This is a genomic window from Paenibacillus glycinis (assembly GCF_009909185.1).
Taxonomy (GTDB): Bacteria; Bacillota; Bacilli; order Paenibacillales; family Paenibacillaceae; genus Paenibacillus_Z; species Paenibacillus_Z glycinis.
Genome location: NZ_JAAAMV010000011.1, coordinates 129,170 through 147,015, shown reverse-complemented (window position 1 = coordinate 147,015; position 17,846 = coordinate 129,170). Strand labels below are relative to the sequence as shown.

Genomic DNA, 17,846 nt, shown 5'->3' with positions numbered 1-17,846 from the left:
GGCAACGCTCTATTCCCGCCGATGCAGGCCTCGCAATCGATCGACAAATTCTCAGCCCCTCCGCATCATTCATGCAAGCGTACCACAGGATCGGGCAATGCCGGGATAGACGGATGTACGCATGATGTAAGAATTTTGTACGATACGGCCAAGCGGGTATGTCGCAACGGTCGCGGTGCCGGCCGAGCACCGTTCGGAAACGCCTGCAATCGCGCGGGCGTCACGGGCGCGGGGCATAGGCCATCAGCCATGCGCCGCAATCATCCGGCGGCAGCGGCGTTGCCAGCCCGAACGCGGAATGCCTGCACGGCGAATCGTGCGGAAATATGGAAAACTTTCGCGAACGCATTGAAACTTTCATCTTGTCTATGTAGTCTAAATAGGTACATGGATGGCGCTACGAGGAGGTTTTCGCGTGAAATTGCAATCGTTAATCGCGGCAGGGCTGACGGTCCTGACGACATTCGGCATCGGCGGAGCTCCCGCAGGGGCGACCGCGGCCATACCGCTCGCGCATACGGTCTCGGCCACGCCGGCCGCGACCGACGCGGAGTCGGACGAAGCCGCCGTGCCGGCTGCGCCTGCCCTGCCCTCCGGCGGCATCGCGGCCGCCGACATCGCGCAGGTGCATTTCCAGCAGGCGGATGAGCTCTTCGTCCCGCTGTTCCGTTCGCGCGAGGCGGATTCGGCCGCCATCGCGAAGACGGCGGCGGTCGTGAACCGGTTGATCGGGAAAGCGGAGCTCACGAAAGAGCGGCTGGACGGCGACCAGCATTTCTTCGCCATGAGCGCGGACATCCAGCTGGACGGCGGCATGGACGTGTCGCTGGAATTCATGGACAAACAGAACGTGCTCTTGTATTACGGGCCGGACGTATATCTGGCTACGGACGGCATGGCCATGGATGAGCTGAAGAAGCTGATGATACTCCCGCCGCGCACGACGATCAACACCTTGCGGCCCGCCATCGGGAGCATGGTCGCCATCAAGGGCAGCGACGGATACGGGCAGAGCGGCATCGTCAACGTGTTCGTCGAGACGGCCGGTTCATCCGGCGGCTACTCGACCCCGAAAGGCACGTATTTCCCCTCCAAACGGGCGCTGCTCGTCTATTCCGCGCCGCTCAGCGAGGCGCGGTACGATTTTCATTTCGTCATGCCGGCCTACGGAGAGGCCATCGACGGCACTTTCAAGCCGATCGCGCCGGGCCAATACGACCTGGACTTGATCTCCGACACGGGCGGTCCTACGTTCGACATCGACGTGGCGGTCCCGGCGTCGCCGCAGCTCGCCATCAACGGCGTGCCCGTCGCCAGTCCGGCCTTGAAACCGATCATGCAAAACGGCGTCATGCTGCTGCCGATGCGCGCGCTCGCGGAAGCGTTCGCCTGGAACGTGACCTGGGACGCGGCGCATAAAGCGGCGATGATGACGTCGCTGCCGAAGACGCCGGCCGTTCATCTTGACGGAGGCAGCTCTCTCGCGATCTGGGTCGACGGCAAGCGCCTGACCGGCGAGAACGCGGCTCCCGTTATCGTAAAAGGCAGCGTCTATCTGCCGCTGCGCGCGACGGCGCAAGCCTTCGGATTCCAGCTGACGTGGACGCCGAGCGTCAACAGCGCGCTGCTCGCGTTCGAGCCGCGTCTGCTCGACGAAAACGAATATGCCGGCGACGCGAAGAAGCTGGCTGCCGCGAAGCTCATCAACGACTACGTCGGCGCGCTGAACGGGCGCGACGGAGCGGCGCTCGAGAAGCTGTTCGCCAAGGAAAGCGTGCCGTCTCCCCCGTTCGGCGCGATCGGACAGCGGCTGATCACGGGCATCCGCTCCGTGACGTTCCAGGACCGCCCCGGCGGCGCGCTGCTCGCGAATACGACCTTCTCGTATCTGTTCGATCCAAGCGGCAATCGGACGGGCGGCGCCGGGATCGTGCTGACGCAGGAGAACGGCAGCTGGAAAATCGCCGACGTGGATTAGGCAGCGGATTCCGAGAAGCCGAGAGAGTCCGCGCGCATCTGTTCGGCGTAGCGAACTGACAAAAAACGACAGCCCTGGATGCGCGTGTCCGGGGCTGCCGCTTTGTTTTGATGACGTCGACGATTAGGCAGCGCATTCCTCACCTGCAAGGAGATGGCGTTGCTTGGCCCTTCGCGGCTATTGCCCCTCCGGCGCCGTGGCGATCTGCCAGCGCACCCCGTACGGGTCGATCAGCCGCCCGAACATGCTGCCCCAGAACATCCGCTCGAACGGCATAAGCACCTCGCCTCCCGCCGCCAAGTTGTCGAACGCCCGCTCCGCGGCTTCCGCCGTCTCGAACTCCAAGGTAAGATCCAGCCCGTTGCCGCGCTCGACCGGCCCGGCATCGGCCAAGAAGAAGGTCAATCCCGCCGCTTGCAGAACCAGATGCATCACGCGAGCATTATCTGCCGGGTTGCCGCCCGGCATCTCGCCGAAGGTTTGCACGCTCACGATCTCGCCGCCAAGCGCCTTGACGTAGAATTCCGCTTGCCGGCGGGCATTGCCGCTATACAGATAAGGGGTTAACTTGGCCATCGCGATTCGCTCCTTGTCTCTACCGATTCATCCTGCGACTTGCTTGGCGTCGGTTGCGCCGATGCCGGGGTATGCGGCTTGTCCGTGTCGAAGCTGGCATCTCGTCCTGCGGCTGCGCGGTTAAAGCCGTCCGCCTCCCGGATTCCGGCATCGGGAGATCCGCCCGCAGCGCCGGTTTACGGCTCCCGTCGAATCCGGAAACGCTTGACGACATTGCCGTTCCCTTCGGTGAATTCGGAGTCGAACTGCCCGCCATTGCCGCGGATCGTCCGCTCGGAGCCGATATTGCCGAGGTCGCAGACGACCAGCACTTCCCGAAGGCCGAGTCGGTCCGTATGCTGAAGCGCCTGGGCGAGAATGGTTTTGGCATAGCCCCTGCGTCTCTGCGAAGGCACGATGCCGTAGCCGATATGTCCGCCGCTCTCCTCCAGCTTCCGGTTCAGACGGTGACGGATATTGACCGCCCCGACGATTCGCCCCGCTTCGTCCGCGAGCCAATACGTCGAGTGCGGCACCCAGCCTTCCTGCATGTGCGCCTCTTCCTCCGCCTCCAGCAGGAAAGCGACGTAAGCCGGAAAATCGGACGGGTCCTTCTCGACGACCCAAGGCACGATGTCCTCGCCGCTTGCGATCCATTCCTCGTAAAAAGCCATATAGGCGGGCCGCCACCCAACCTCCGGCCTCACTAGACGCACGCCGGCACTGCCGGCTGCCGTTTCCGATCTGTCTGTCATGCCTGCTCATCCTCCCCGAAAAAAAGGCAAGGCATCAGTACGTTCGCTGCTGCCTTGCCTTGGTTGCTTTTAACGCGTGCGGCTGCGCTGCGGCCTGCCGCCGGCGCCTTGCTTGCCGCCCGGGCGGCCGCCCTTGAAGCCGCCGGACGAACGGCCGCCGGAAGCCGAGCGGCCGGAACCGCCGCTGCGCGGAGCAGAAGCCCCGCGGCCGCGCGTTTCGCCGCCGCCGCGCGCGCCGTACTCCGCGCCCTGCCCGGCGCCGCCGCGGCTCTTATCGCCGCTGCCGGGGAACTGCGGCGCGCCTGCGCGCCCCGCTCCGCCGCGCGCGGGAGCCGACGCTCCGCGGCCGCGAGCCTCACTGCCGCCGCTGCGCGCGCCATATCCCGCTTCACGGCCCGCTCCGCCGCGCGCGGAACCCGATGCTCCGCGGCCGCGAGCCTCACTGCCGCCGCTGCGCGCGCCATATCCCGCTTCGCGGCCCGCTCCGCCGCGCGCGGAAGCCGATGCTCCGCGGCCGCGAGCCTCATCGCCGCCGCTGCGCGCGCCATACCCCGCTTCGCGGCCTGCTCCGCCGCGCGCGGAACCCGATGCTCCGCGGCCGCGAGCCTCACTGCCGCCGCTGCGCGCGCCATACCCCGCTTCGCGGCCCGCTCCGCCGCGCGCGGAACCCGATGCCCCGCGGCCGCGCGCTTCACCGGCAGCCTCGCCCGCCGGCGTGCTGTACCGCGTGCGCCCGCCCCGCGGCGCGTCCGCGCGGCCGGCGCCCCATTGCGGCTCATCCGTGCCCGAGCCGCGTTTTGCCGCGGCCGCATACGCGCCGGCCGCCCTGCCGCCGCCTGCGGCGGTACGTCCGCCGCGGCCGGCTTGCCCGCTGCGGCCGCCCTGCGCGCCGCGCCCGAACCCGCCGCCGGAGGTCGCACCGCGGCGACCCGCGCCGCGGCCGCCGCTTGGACGGTCGGTATCCGTCCGTCCGCCCGATTCGCGCGTCGCCCGCGCCGGCGCGCCGCCCGCGCGTCCTTCGCGCGGGATCGACATCTGGATGCCCCGTTCGATGGCAGCCAGCTCCAGACGGTCATGCGGCGAGACGAGCGTGATCGCGAGGCCCGATTCGCCCGCGCGGCCCGTCCGTCCGATGCGGTGGATGTAGCTCTCCGCGTTCTCGGGAATGTCGTAGTTGAACACATGCGTCACGCCTTCGACGTCAAGCCCGCGCGCCGCCACGTCCGTCGCCACGAGCAGATGCAGCTTCGCGTCGCGGAACCGCTTCATGACCTGCTCCCGCTTCGCCTGCGACAGGTCGCCGTGCAGTTCGTCGCTGTTGAAGCCGTTCTCCTGCAAATACTCGTTCAGCGCGCTCGCGCGCTTCTTCGTCCGGCAGAAGATCACGCCCAAGTAAGGGTTATGTTCCTCCAGCAGCCGTTTCAGCTGCTCCTGCTTGTTCTTCGCGTCGACCTCGACCGACAGCTGGCGAATGCCCTTCACCGTCACCTGCGGCGCGCGTACCGTAATGTCCTTCGGCTCGATCATGAACCGCGCCGCGAGCGAGCGGACGCCTGACGGCATCGTCGCCGAGAACAGCATCGTCTGCTTGCGGTACGGCATCTGCGTCAGAATCTCCTCGACCTCGGTCAGGAAGCCCATGTGCAGCATTTGATCCGCTTCGTCGAGCACGAGCATCTTCACCGCGCCGAGCGCGATCGTGCCTCTGCGGATGTGATCGAGCAGCCGTCCCGGCGTCGCCACGACGAGATGCACCCCGCGCTTCAGCTTGCGCAGCTGCGACTCGACGTCCTGCCCGCCGTATACCGCGAGCACGCTGAACTCTTCCTTGTCCGCGAGCCGGTTTTTCAGCTCCGTCGTAATTTGCAGCGCGAGCTCCCGCGTCGGCGTCAAAATCAGCCCTTGTACGTTGTCCCGGTCCGCGCGCGTCTTCTCGAGCATCGGCAGCAAGAACGCAAGCGTCTTCCCCGTCCCCGTCTGCGCCTGGCAGATCACGTCGCTGCCCTGCATGATGACCGGTATCGCGCCTTCCTGGATCGGCGTCGCTTCCGTGATGCCCTCGTTCCGGAGCGATTCCGCCCGTTCCTTCGCGATCCCTAACTGTTCAAAACTTGCCAATTGTTCCACCTCATTCAATTATAAAAGCCATCCCGTCTCTTCAACCGGTATTCTTATACTACCACATTCGCGCGCCTCTCATGTACCGAATGTTCCCAGCCGCCCCGCGGGGTGGGGATGTCGACCCGTTCTCTACCTCTTCTATCGGCCTTCGCGCACATTCGCTATACGCTTATTTTAACCAGATTATCGCATGATTAAGTAGACAAGCCGCAGGAAAGCGGAAAATAGCCCAAAAGGGCATTCGATGCCGCGTACTTTCATCCCGTTCGTTCTCGTTGCCCGGTCCATAAGATCGAAGCCGCCGATTCTCGCAAGCGAACCAAAGAAAGCCGCCGAACCGGTCATCTTGCCCTGACCGGCGGCAGCTCCTGCTGGACTCGCGCGCATATCCGATTCGCAATATAGGTTGCATCCGCCGCGGATCGCTTAGATCGGCAGCATCGCTTCAATCCGACTCAACCTCCCAAGGGCGCCGGCTGGTAGAAATAATTCGGCTTCTTCTCCGTATCGTCGTAACGCGTATGGAAGACTCCCGTCGTCGCCGGCGACAGCGGCGGAATCAGCCACGACCAGCGGCCCGTCGGCGTGCGGCCGCGCTGCCGCTCCTTCTCCGCGAACAACGCGAATTGCTTGCTCGCCGTATGGTGGTCGACGATCGTCACGCCCTTCGCCTTGAACGAATGCAGCACCGCGACGTTCATCTCCACGAGCGCCCTATCCCGCCATAACGTGGCTTCGCGCGACGTGTCCAAGCCCATCAGCGCGGCCAGCTTCGGCAGCATGTCGTAGCGGAAAGGGTCCGCCAGATTGCGCGCGCCGATCTCCGTGCCCATGTACCAGCCGTTGAACGGCGCCGCGGTATAATGCAGGCCGCCGATCTCGAGCCGCATCCCGGACACGAACGGCACGGCATACCAACGCAGTCCCAGTTCGCCGAAGGAAGGGAGATCCGGATGGACGAGCGGCACCTCGAGCACGCTGTCCCGGGGCACCTCGAACCAGCGCGGCGGGCGGCCGTCCGCCTGAATTACGAGCGGAAGCACGTCGAAGGCCGTGCCTGCCCCGCGCCAGCCCAGCCCTTCGCAGGTCGCCGTCAGCTCCGCCGAGACCGGGTCTCCGATGACGGTGCCATCCGCTTGGCGATAGCCGGCGTACCGGATCAGCTGCTCGTTCCAGATCCGGATCCGCGGCCGCTCCGCATCGGCCGAAGGCGCGAAGATCGTGATCGTCGGCAATATTTTCCCGCCGTTGGTGGCGTAGTCGATATGGCGAAATACGGCGTCCGCGATCTCTTCTTCCGTCGCCGCCGCGCGCGCGTCCTGCACGATCAGCGACTCCCAGAACAGCCGCCCGATGCAGCGATTGCTGTTGCGCCAAGCCAGCTTGGCGCCGTACGCCAGCTCCTCGGACGTATGCGTATACGTCCCGGTTGCTTCGAGCTCGGCCTTGACCTGCGCGATCCGCGCTTCGAGCTCGGCGCTCGGAACGCCGAGCTCGCCGCCGTACTGATAGATAAAATTTTCGGCCTCTTGCAGCAGCGCGCGGCAGCTGACGGCCATCGATTGATTTCGCATAGTTGTAATCCCTGCCCGCTTCGTTGATCATATGATCTATTATACCGGATTCGCCGGATGATTTCTCGGTAAGTAAGCGATTTAATTATTTATACTTTAAATTCGTAAGTAACAAGGTTTATAATACCGGATAGATGGCCCTTTCAGCCATGCGAATACAAATCGGGACGATAAAGGAGTGACGCGGCTTGAATCGAAACCGGCTTTACACCCCCTATGAACTGAAAGGTTTGTCGCTGCGCAATCGAATCGTGATGGCCCCTATGTGCCAGTACGCGGTCGAAGCTGAGGACGGCATTCCGAACGAATGGCATTACGTGCACTATGTTTCCCGCGCCGTCGGCGGCGCCGGCCTTATTCTAATAGAAATGACGGACATCGAGCCGGACGGCCGCATCACGGACAACTGTCTCGGCTTGTGGTCGGACGCGCATACGCCGGCTTTCGCCCGCATCGTCTCGGAGGTCCACAAGCATGGCGCGAAAGTCGGCATTCAGATCGCGCATGCCGGACGCAAGGCCCAGGATGCGCCGCAGCCGGTCGGCCCGTCCGACATCCCGTTCAGCGCGTCTTCTCCCAAGCCCCGAGCGCTGAGCACGGAGGAAGTCCGCGCCATGGTCGGCAAGTTTAGAGACGCCGCCCGCCGCGCGGTGGAAGCCGGCGTCGATACGATCGAGCTGCACGGCGCCCACGGCTATCTCATCCACCAATTCCATTCGCCGCTCGTCAATAACCGCGCGGACGAATACGGCCGGGACCTCGCGCTGTTCGGCAGCGAAGTCATCCAAGCGGTCAAGAGCGTCATGCCGCCGGATATGCCCCTCATCATTCGCGTCTCCGCGGCGGAATACGCCGAGGGCGGCTACGACCTGGCCCGCGGCCTTGAAATTTTCCGCCGCTACCGGGATGCCGGCGCCGATCTGTTCCATGTCTCGAGCGGCGGGGAAGGACCGGTCGGCGCTCAAGGGTCGGCGGTATATCCCGGCTATCAGGTACCGCTCGCCCGCGGACTGAAGGCCGCGCTGGACGTGCCGGTCATCGCCGTCGGTCAGCTCGACGACGCGAAGCTCGCCGACGCCACGGTGGCCCACGGCGACGCGGATCTCGTCGCCGTCGCACGCGGCATGCTGCGCGACCCTTATTGGCCGCTGCATGCCATCCAGGCGGTCGCGGCGGACAAAGAAGCCGCTGCGGGATCGGCCGAGCTTATTCCTCGCGCCTACAAGCGCGGGTATTAATCGCGCTGGCAGCTGCCCCCGCAACTGACAAACGGAACGAAGCGGATATCCTCCGCCTCGTCCCGTTTTTTTTGAGTTGCCGCTTTCATGCGGCCCTCTCGGTGCATCCGGCCTCGCCGACAACCACCTTCAGGTAGTAGACGAGCGCGGACTAGGATTTTCCGCGCGCTTCTCCCGGCGTGCTTTATGGCACCGAAGAGCCGTGCGGCAACGCGCGGAACGCTGGCGACGATCCCGAGAGTTGCCCGTTCGGTCAGCTTCGGCCGGAACGCTGACGCCGCGGTCGCGGACATGATCATCCCGGGCGAAATGTTCAGTATCATTCGCGATCTGTCATGGCCGCATAGCTTGCCGCGTCGCGGACATGATCGTCCCGGGCGATATGTTCAGGATCATTCCCGACCTGTCATCGCCGCATAGCTCGCCGCGACCGCCCGGGCTTCTTCGGCGATTCGCTCCCGCAGCTCCTGCGGCGCGAGCGCTTGCGACTGCCTCCCGTACCCGAGCATAATCTGGACGGCCGATTCCAGCGTATGGAATGCCGCCGCGGCTTCCACCCAATCGTCCCCTACGTCCGCATGGAATTCAATCGTAACGTACCTTTCTTGGCTGAACCGGTTCCACGCGGTGGCCGCGATACGCACGTTCGCCTCGTAACGGGGAAGCCTGTCGCGAAAACGAACCAGCGATGCGTCCCACGCGGCGGCAAGGTCAAAGCTCCGCGGACGCTCGAACGATTCGGGCGACAGCCGCGCCTCCCGCATCCGGGAAACCCGGTACGTCCGCATCTCTTCCTCCGGCCCGGATAGCGCCATGACATACCAGACGCCCGACTTCACGACGAGGCCAAGCGGATGGATAAGCTTATCCGTGCCGGGTCCCCCGTCGTTCGGCCGATAGACCATGTGCAGCTTTCTTGCCGCCCAGACCGCCTCCTGCACGACGGCCAGATGCGCGCTTCCGGTATCTCGCGGCCCCGTATTCCGCCAACCCGCGCCGTCGACATGGATGCGCTCGCGGGCGATTTCCGCATCGCGGCGAATATCGGGCGGCAGCGCGGACATGAGCTTGTTCATCGCCGTGCGCGTGCTGTCCGCCAGCCCGAGATCCTGCACGACGCTCGTCGTTTGCATGAACAGCAGCGACGATATTTCCCCCGCCGTCATCCCCGTCAGCCGGCTGCGATACCCCTCCGGCAGCGACCAGCCCCCGCCGTTCCCGCGGTCCGCGATCACCGGTATGCCGGCTATGCCGAGCGCCTGCATATCCCGATGGATCGTCCGTTCGGATACCTCGAGTTCCTCCGCGATTTCCTTCGACGACATTTTGCCGTGCGCTTGAAGCAATGCCAATACCGCCAACAGCCGATCCGCGCGCATGCTCCGCCTCCTTTCCGATTGTTTTTCATTGTAGCATGCGAATAAGACAATAGCTGTCATGTTTGAAGGCTATACTGGAAACGTCTTGAATATGTCATGCATGCGGCAACGATTCATCAAAATTCATTGTTCCAAGGAGGCAGCCTAACCATGAAACCATTAGCAGGCAAAGTCGCCGTCGTCGCGGGCGCGACGCGCGGCGCCGGAAGGGCGATCGCCATGATGCTGGGCGCCGCGGGCGCGACCGTATACGCCACGGGCAGGAGCGTGCGCGGCAATCCGTCCGATCTCGGGCGCGGGGAGACGATCGACGAAACGGCGGAGCTCGTGACGCAGCAGGGCGGACGCGGCATCGCGGTACGGGTCGACCATACCGTCCCGGAGGACGTGAAGGCGCTGTTCGAACGGGTGGACGCGGAGCAAGGCGGACGGCTGGATATTCTCGTCAACGACGTGTGGGGCGGCGAATCGCTGACCGAGTGGGGAACGCCTTTCTGGGAGGGCTCGCTGGACAAAGCGCTGCTGATGCAGCGGCGGGCCGTGCATTCCCACATGATTACCAGCCGTTACGGCGTACCGCTGATGGTCCGGCGCGAATCGGGGCTGGTCTTGGAAATCACGGACGGCTTCGACTACCGGTACCGCGGCAACCTGCCGTACAGCCTGGCCAAAATATCGGTTATCCACTTGGCCGTGGCCCAAGCGGCGGAGCTGCGCCCGCACGGGGTTGCGGCCGCGGCGGTCACGCCGGGCTTCCTGCGCTCGGAGGAGATGCTGGATCATTTCGGCGTTACCGAAGCGAATTGGCGGGACGCGGCGGCCCAGGACCCGCATTTTCTCCAATCGGAGACCCCGTTCTTCGTCGGGCGGGGCATCGCCGCTTTGGCCGCGGACCCCGATCTGATGGGCAAATCGGGCCGGATCTTCACCTCCTGGGGCTTGTCCGACGACTACGGCATCGAAGACGTCGACGGACGCAAGCCACATTGGGGCCGCTACGCGGAAGAACAGGGATTTTATAAATAAGGCGCGCCTGAAGGCTCCGCGGTCATTTCAATCATGACCGGGGAGCCTTTTTCATCTCTTGGAGCGATTCTCTTTGCCTCGGTCCTCCCGCCGACATTCGCATTGCCGGCAAAACATGATAAACTGGTGCTAATCACATCGAATCGGAAAGGCTGGGTATCGGATGGAACACAACTTTACGATCGAGCCGGGCGCCTTCGACGCTTTCGCGGACGAAGCGGCGCTGATCGAGCAATGCAAGGTATGGGGACTGCTGTCCGACAAGGCGGTCAAATCCAAGGCGTTCGTCTATAAACGGGGCAGCGGCAGCATGCCCTGCGCCATTATCGGCCTCGTCGATTTCATGACGGCGGTCATCGAATTCGAGAACAAGCAGCGGCACCTCATCCACCCTTCGCTGCTGAAAGAAATGCAGGCGTCCACCTACGGGCAGCGCACGTCCTCGGCGACGGATCAGCGCAGCGCCGAGCCGGATGAGTCCGGCCCGATTTCGGAAGGAACGGCCGCGAGCGCGGACGGAGATGCCTCGAGCGAAGCTGGCGCCCCCGCGGCTGCGGTCGCGGCGGCTCCGGCGGAGACCGCGCCGGCGGACAAGCCCCGCGCGGCCGCTCAGCCCGCGTCGCCCGCGGACAAGCCCGCCAAGAAAAAGTCCTCCAAGCCGCAGCTCCCGGAGGAGAAGGTCAAGCTGACCGCGGTCGTCAAGGAATTCACCACGGTGCCGAACCATTTCGCCGAGGAAGACGACGAAGTCATCATTTACGGGAACGTCGCGATGGCGGAGCCGGAGCTCGAGCTTGGCGACGCATGGTCCAGCTACAGCAACACGCTCAAGAAATTCGAGCTGGAGGTCGGCGACACGCTCACGTTCGAAGCCAAGATCGTCGCGAAGAAGCTGACCAAGCATCCGGTGCCGTATAAGATCAATAACCCGAGCAAGATCGCGAAGGTTTGACAGGAGCTCGGCGCGGCCGCCATACGCGACCGAATCGTACACGAAAAAGCGACAGCCAAGGATGCCAGTTCATCCATTGCCGTCGCTTTTTCGTTGGTTCTGCGAACACGCCTCCGCGAAGATGCTTGCTTAACCTACGGCATTCGTTCGCGTAACCCCGGCGCTGCCGGAACCCTTACCCGCTCATCGCATTGCGCACCGCCAAAATGTACTTCGCTTGGTCCAGCGGGTTGACGCCGCGCCGTTGGCGCGAGACGTCGACGTCCGGCGGGCACTCGCGGTAGCCGGCGAAGAAGGTCGTAAGCGTGCCGCGGCCTTTCGTCATGGCCCCGAGCCGCGCCGGGAAATCCAGCGTCGTCGCGACGGGCAGCAGGCCTTCCAGCTCCATCCGTTCCTGGCGCAGCACCGGCGCCTCGAACTCGCCGCGCAGGACGACGAGCTCGTTCATGATCTTGCCGCCGAATTCCTCCGGCACCGACATGCGGAAGCGGAGCATCGGCTCCAGCAGCTTCGTGCCGACGTTCGCGAGCCCGTTCATGATGCCCATCGGCGTCGCGATGACGAAGTCGAGCGGGTGGGTGTGCCAGACGTGGTGCTCGCCCTCCGCGAGCGTCACGGACAGATCCGTCACCTCCCAGCCCCGCAGTCCCTGCTGCAGCGCCTCCGGCACGCGCCGCGCCACCTCGTTCTGGTAGCTCTCCAGCAAACGCTCGTTCCGCTCGAGCGACTTGTACACGAGGCCGCTGCCCCGTTCGCCGGGTTCGATGACGAACCGCAGGATCGCCCAGCACGGCTTCGGCGCCAAGTACGCGACGAACCCTTCGCCCGCCGAGGCCGGCGTTTCCTTATAGATGACCGACGGCGCGCCGAAGGACACCGCGAGCTTGAAGCGGCTCAGCAGAATCGAGGTCAGCACCTCCATCTGGATCGGCCCCATCACCTTCAGATGCAGCTCCCGCTCGTCCTGCAGCCACTGCAGATCCAGCAGCGGATCCTCGTCCGCCAGCTCCTGGAAGGCCGCGACGACGGCAGGATAATCCGCCTCGCTGGCCCACTGCACCTGCACGGTCAACAGCGGCACCGCGAGCCGCTTCTCTCCGGGCACGCCCTCCGGCGAGCCCAGCACGTCGCCGATGCGCGCGCGGCTCAGCCCGTACACGGCCGCGATGTCGCCCGCTGCCAGCACGCCGATATCCTCCGACTTCTGCCCGTGCACCCGGCGAATCTGCGTAACCTTGTCCTGCGCGTCGCGCGAATGGTTATGCAGGATATCGCGGTTGCGGATAATGCCTTCGTACAGGCGCACGTACGCGATTTTGCCCATGACGGGATCCCGCTCCATCTTGAAAATGACGCCCGCGACCGGCGCCGACTCCGATCCGGAAGGCGCAGGCAGGTACGTCACGACCGCATCCATCAACTCCCGCACCCCGATGCCGCGATTGGAGGCGCCGAACAGCGCCGGGAACAACGACGAACCGCGCGCCCCCGCCGCGAGCGCCTCCGCGATCCGCCCGTTATCCAGAGGACGGCCCTCCAGGTAAGCTTCAAGGAGCGCTTCGTCCTGTTCCGCCGCCGCTTCCAACGCTTCTTGCCGATAGGAATCCGCCCAAGGATTCGCGGCAACCGCCTGCAGATCCAGCAGATCGATCGTCCCCGCAAATTCCGCTTCCGCGCCGATCGGCGCCGCGACCGGCACGATCCCCGGCGACAGCAGCCGGCGCAGCTCGGCGAGCACGCGCGCGGCGTCCGCGCCGATGCGGTCCATTTTGTTCACGTAGATCAAGGTCGGAATGCCCAGCTCGCGCAGCGCCTGCCAGATGATCTCCGTCTGCGCCTGCACGCCCTCCACCGCCGAGACGATGAGCACCGCGCCGTCCATCACGCGCAGCGAACGTTCCACCTCGGACAGAAAATCGACATGCCCCGGCGTATCCACCAGATTGATCGGCGTGTCCTTCCAAGCAAAACGCGTCACCGCCGCGCGCACCGAGATGCCCCGCTCCCGTTCCACGTCCATCCAATCCGTTTGCGCCGTGCCCGCGTCGACGCTGCCGAGCGCCCGGATATGCCCGCTCTGGTACAGCATCTGCTCGGTCGTCGTCGTCTTGCCCGCGTCGACATGGGCGAAGATGCCCACGTTGCGCAGCATTCCCGCATGTTCAGCTTTTATCGTCATAGTAGATGTGTTCCGCTTGAACCAGCCGGCCTCCCGTTATCGTAAAAATGCCGAAGGAATACTTCGGCTGCCTGCGCTTGTCCGCCGCCGACCCCGGATTGAACATCAGCACCCCGTCCCGCTCGCGTTTGACCGGCACGTGGGAATGGCCGAAGACGATGACGTCGACGCTCCCGCGGGGAAACGATTTGAACGCGTTCGTCTCCGTATCCTCGCGCTTTCCCGTCCCGACATGCCCGTGAACGAGGCCGATCCGCACGCCGCCGAGCGTGACGACCTTGCGGTGGCCGAACTTTTTCTCGATATCCGCCCCGTCGTTGTTGCCTGTCACGCCGTCCGTGTCCGCGTAAGCGCGGAGCATGTCCCAGACCGCCATCGTCATCCAATCGCCCGCGTGCAAGATGGCATCCGCGTCCGCCAGCTCCCGAACGAGCCGATCGGGCAGCTTCTTGGCCATCCGCGTCATATGCGTATCGGACACCACGACAACCTTCATGGCAGCTCAACTCCTTCGCCGTTTCGCCGTGAAGCGCCGTCCTTATCCGACCGGCGCCCATGGCGCTTATTAGCTTCATTATTGTGCAAAAACGTCCCCGGTTCAATAGAAACCGTTCTCATGGACAAGACCTGACACGAATTTACCATCATTAGCGAACCGAACGCTTTTCAACCACCTGCATACGGAAAAATCATTCCCTCACGCGGAAGTATATGTTAGATTATATTACATAATATCGTATTCACCCATTCCGGCACAGTGAAGGAGAGATTGCGATGCTGAAAATCCGCCGCTACTCCACCGCGGACCACGACGACCTCTGGAGACTGCATCTGCTCGTGATCGCCGCCGCGGGCGTCGAGCCGACGCATCAGCATTACCACGATATCTTCCATATCGAGGAGCAGTATTTATCCGGCGGCGGCGAATTTCTCGTCGGCACGACGCAGAACGGCATGGTCGTCGCCATGGGCGGCCTCAAGAAGCTCGACTTCGATACCGCCGAGATCAAGCGGCTGCGCGTTCATCCCGATTTCCAGCAGCGCGGCCACGGCCAGCAGCTTCTCTCCAAGCTGGAGGAACGGGCAGGCGAGCTCGGCTTCCGCCACATTTACCTGGATGCGCTGACCAACCAGCTCGGCGCCAAGAAGCTGTTCCTGAACAACGGCTACGCCCACAAAGGCGCCTCCGTCATCGACGGCTTCTGGGTCAACGTCTACGAGAAGTCGCTGGCCGAAAGCGAGTAGCGGCTGCATGCTGCGCGCCGCCCTTATACGATCGTGTAATCCAGCCATTCCTGCGGAAGCAGCCGCTTGTACGGGGTCTGCAGGTAGCGGTCGTCGATCAGCAGCAGGACGCCCCGGTCCCGCTCCGAGCGAATGAGACGCCCGCCCGCCTGCAGCACCTTGTTCATGCCGGGAAACAGAAACGCATAATCGAAGCCGTTGCGCCCCGTCCCGTCGAAATACGCCTTCATGATATCCCGCTCGAACCCGACCTGCGGCAGCCCGACGCCGACCACGGCGACGCCCGTCAGCCGGTCCCCGACCAGATCGATCCCCTCGGCGAATATGCCGCCCATCACCGCGAATCCGATCACCCGCTGGCTGGAGCCGCTTTGGAAGGCGGCCAGAAACCCTTCCCGTTCTTCTTCCGTCATGCGCGCGGCCTGAAGGATGACCTTCGTTCCTTTGCCGTCCTCGGCTTCCGGCCGCAGCGCCATGAACCGCCCGTAAGCATCCTCCATGTACGCGTAAGAGGGAAAAAACAATAAATAGTTGCCCGCCCGCTCCGCCGTGATCCGGCCGAGCAGCGACACGATCGGCTCCTTCGTCCGCTCCCGGTCCTGGTACCGCGTCGACATCGGGCTGATGAACACGTCCAGCTGCTCACGCGAGAACGGCGACGGAATGACGACGGAATAATCCGCCTCGCCGTCGCTTCCGAGCATGTCCATGTAATAGGGCAGCGGGGTCAGCGTCGCCGAGAAAAACACCGTCGAGCGGTAGCCTTTGCCCATCGTCCGCAGCAGATGCGACGGATCCAGGCAGAACAGCTTGACCCGCACCTCGCTTCGCGCGCATTCGATATACGTCACGTACCGCTCGTCGTACAGCTTCGACGCGCGGACGAAATTTTGGCTGGCGAAGTACAGCTCCAGCAGCTCCGGACCGCCCGGGACGGGGCTTGCGCCGATGCCGACGGCGAGTTCCGCATGGTCCGCTTCCTCTCCCCCGCTTGAACCGTCCGCCTCCCCGGAGCTCCCGCCTGCGCGAACCGGGGTACCGCCGCGATCGACGGCGCCTGCCGCTTCGGCCCGGACATGACTCGCATCGTCCGATTCACGGACGAACTGGCTTGCATCGTCCGGTTGGCGGACGAGGAAGCCCTCGGAGCGCGAGCCGCGGGCACCGGCCTCCCCTGCCCGACGACCGCCGCGCTCAAGCCCGTCGCCACCGGCGGCATCGCCGGCCTCCGAAAGGCTCACGCTCTCCTCCGTTTCCAGCAGATCGCCTTGACTCATCGTCCCCTGATACCGCTGCTCGGATGAAGCGATCCCGGCCGGCCCCGCGCCTCCCGATCCCGTCAGCACGCGCTCCGCCTCGGCGACGAACGCCTCCACCAGCGCCGCGAGCTCCGCCGGCTGCTCCGCGACCGCTTCCCGCTGCGGTTCGCCGATCCGCTTGCGCTGCGCGAGCAAGTAATCGTTCACGGCCTTGGCCGAACGATGAACGCCGGCATGCACGCCTTTGCTCGCGCGCTGCACCTCCAGAAATGCGCGTTTCTCCAGCTCGGCGGAATACATGTCCCTCGCCCGGTCGACCAGGTTATGCGCCTCGTCGACGAGCACCGCCGTACGCCGCTTCTGCTCGTCGAACATGCGCTTCAGATTCACGCGCGGATCGAAGACGTAATTGTAATCGCAGATGATCGCGTCCGCTCCGTAAGCCGCGTCCAGCGAGAATTCGAAGGGGCATACCCGATGCTTGCGCGCATAGGTCTCGATCACGCCCCGCGTGATCAAGGTCTCGTTGGCGCGCAAATCGAGCAGCGCCGCGTTGATCCGGTCGTAATACCCGTCGGCGAACGGACAGTGCTCCTTGCTGCACCGGACCTCCTCGCGGAAGCAGATCTTCTCCTTGGCCGTCAGCGTGACGACCTGCAGGCGCAGCCCTTTGTCCTGCAGCAGCGCATAAGCGTCCTCCGCCGCCGCGCGGGCGATCGTCTTCGCCGTAAGGTACAAGACGCGCTGGAGCAGCCCTTCCCCGATGGCCTTGACCGCGGGGAAGATCGTCGAGATCGTCTTGCCGATGCCCGTCGGCGCCTTCGCGAACAGCTTATGCCCGTCCGCGATGCTCTGGTACACCGCGCCCGCCAGCTTGCGCTGTCCCTCGCGGTACGCGTCGAACGGAAACGGCAGCTCCTTGATGCTGCGGTCCCTCGCCTCGGCATGGCGCGCCTGCTGCAGCGCGCTGGCGTAATAGGCGCGGAGCATCTCGTCCAGGAAGCGCTCCAGCTCCTCCCGCGTCCAATCCTGGCGGAAGCGGCGCTCTTCCTCGCTCTGCACCTGCACGTACGTCAGCTGCACGGTGACGGCATCCAGCCCGCGATCCGCCGCGATCATATACGCATAACATTTGGCCTGCGCCCAATGGACGGGATACGTCTCCGCCATCCCGTCCGGCAGCCGGCCGGAGGTGGACTTGATCTCGTCGACGACGACCGCGCCTTCCTCGCCGCCCGCGAGCAGCCCGTCGCAGCGGCCGTCCACGACAAAGAGGAGATCGTCCATGACGATCTCCGCGCTGACGTATACTTCCCGCTCGTCCTGCTCGCCGTACTGCTTCTGCACGCGCTGATGCGCCTTCGTGCCTTCGGTCAGCGCCGTGACCGCCCGGAAGCCGGATTCGATGTCGCCGCTCCGGTACGCGTATTCCACCAGCGCGCGCACCGAGAGCTGGATTCTAGGATTCATCGCGCGCCTCCACCTCCCGCCGGAACATTCGTTCCTCTATTGTACCAGCAATCGCGTCCGGGATGAAGTCCCGCCGTAGCCCGCCGCGAGTTCGCTTGGCGTGCAATCGTTTCGG

Annotated in this window: 13 protein-coding genes; 5 read left to right on the top strand and 8 right to left on the bottom strand. The window is 64.4% G+C overall.

The window, feature by feature from the left end; translation table 11 throughout:
* The first annotated feature begins 415 nt into the window (after positions 1–415).
* A complete protein-coding gene (locus GT019_RS15610; RefSeq protein WP_161744113.1) occupies positions 416–1,978 on the top strand; it encodes a copper amine oxidase N-terminal domain-containing protein in 1,563 nt (520 codons plus the stop codon).
* Positions 1,979–2,155: 177 nt separating this feature from the next.
* Here the strand turns inward: GT019_RS15610 and GT019_RS15605 are convergent, their stop codons facing one another.
* From GT019_RS15605 to GT019_RS15590, 4 genes are all read right to left on the bottom strand, one after another.
* Positions 2,156–2,554 carry a VOC family protein gene (locus tag GT019_RS15605; RefSeq protein ID WP_161744112.1) on the bottom strand — a complete coding sequence of 133 codons (399 nt, stop codon included), beginning with the start codon at positions 2,552–2,554 and terminating at the stop codon, positions 2,156–2,158.
* Between the two features lie 176 nt (positions 2,555–2,730).
* Positions 2,731–3,288 carry a GNAT family N-acetyltransferase gene (locus tag GT019_RS15600; protein WP_161744111.1) on the bottom strand — a complete coding sequence of 186 codons (558 nt, stop codon included), beginning with the start codon at positions 3,286–3,288 and terminating at the stop codon, positions 2,731–2,733.
* Between the two features lie 69 nt (positions 3,289–3,357).
* Positions 3,358–5,406, bottom strand: a complete 2,049-nt coding sequence (locus GT019_RS15595; RefSeq protein WP_161744110.1) for a DEAD/DEAH box helicase — start codon at positions 5,404–5,406, stop codon at positions 3,358–3,360.
* Positions 5,407–5,864: 458 nt separating this feature from the next.
* Entirely contained in the window at positions 5,865–6,983 is a 1,119-nt protein-coding gene (locus tag GT019_RS15590; protein ID WP_235948231.1) for a nitric oxide synthase oxygenase, read from the bottom strand.
* Positions 6,984–7,171: 188 nt separating this feature from the next.
* Here GT019_RS15590 and GT019_RS15585 point away from each other — a divergent pair, with 188 nt between their 5' ends.
* A complete protein-coding gene (locus GT019_RS15585; RefSeq protein WP_161744109.1) occupies positions 7,172–8,221 on the top strand; it encodes an NADH:flavin oxidoreductase/NADH oxidase in 1,050 nt (349 codons plus the stop codon).
* Positions 8,222–8,613: 392 nt separating this feature from the next.
* On the opposite strand, the gene GT019_RS15580 is transcribed toward GT019_RS15585, so the two are convergent.
* A complete protein-coding gene (locus GT019_RS15580) occupies positions 8,614–9,600 on the bottom strand; it encodes a helix-turn-helix transcriptional regulator (RefSeq protein ID WP_161744108.1) in 987 nt (328 codons plus the stop codon).
* Between the two features lie 150 nt (positions 9,601–9,750).
* On the opposite strand from GT019_RS15580, the gene GT019_RS15575 reads away from it, so the two are divergent.
* Positions 9,751–10,626, top strand: coding sequence for an SDR family oxidoreductase (locus GT019_RS15575; RefSeq protein WP_161744107.1), 876 nt, complete (start codon positions 9,751–9,753; stop codon positions 10,624–10,626).
* Positions 10,627–10,789: 163 nt separating this feature from the next.
* Positions 10,790–11,578, top strand: coding sequence for a hypothetical protein (locus tag GT019_RS15570; RefSeq protein WP_161744106.1), 789 nt, complete (start codon positions 10,790–10,792; stop codon positions 11,576–11,578).
* A gap of 175 nt (positions 11,579–11,753) precedes the next feature.
* Here GT019_RS15570 and GT019_RS15565 read toward each other — a convergent pair whose 3' ends face one another.
* Together GT019_RS15565 and GT019_RS15560 are read right to left on the bottom strand one after the other, a co-directional pair.
* Positions 11,754–13,757: a GTP-binding protein gene (locus tag GT019_RS15565; protein ID WP_161744105.1), complete on the bottom strand. Its 2,004-nt coding sequence runs from the start codon at positions 13,755–13,757 to the stop codon at positions 11,754–11,756.
* A complete protein-coding gene (locus tag GT019_RS15560; RefSeq protein ID WP_161744104.1) occupies positions 13,741–14,253 on the bottom strand; it encodes a metallophosphoesterase family protein in 513 nt (170 codons plus the stop codon). Before GT019_RS15560 ends, GT019_RS15565 begins: the two co-directional genes overlap by 17 nt.
* A 278-nt stretch (positions 14,254–14,531) precedes the next feature.
* Here GT019_RS15560 and GT019_RS15555 point away from each other — a divergent pair, with 278 nt between their 5' ends.
* Positions 14,532–15,002 (top strand): GNAT family N-acetyltransferase, encoded by a 471-nt coding sequence (locus tag GT019_RS15555; RefSeq protein WP_161744103.1) that lies wholly within the window; start codon positions 14,532–14,534, stop codon positions 15,000–15,002.
* 23 nt (positions 15,003–15,025) lie between these two features.
* Here GT019_RS15555 and GT019_RS31980 read toward each other — a convergent pair whose 3' ends face one another.
* Positions 15,026–17,731, bottom strand: a complete 2,706-nt coding sequence (locus tag GT019_RS31980; RefSeq protein WP_235948227.1) for a helicase C-terminal domain-containing protein — start codon at positions 17,729–17,731, stop codon at positions 15,026–15,028.
* Between the last annotated feature and the right edge of the window lie 115 nt (positions 17,732–17,846).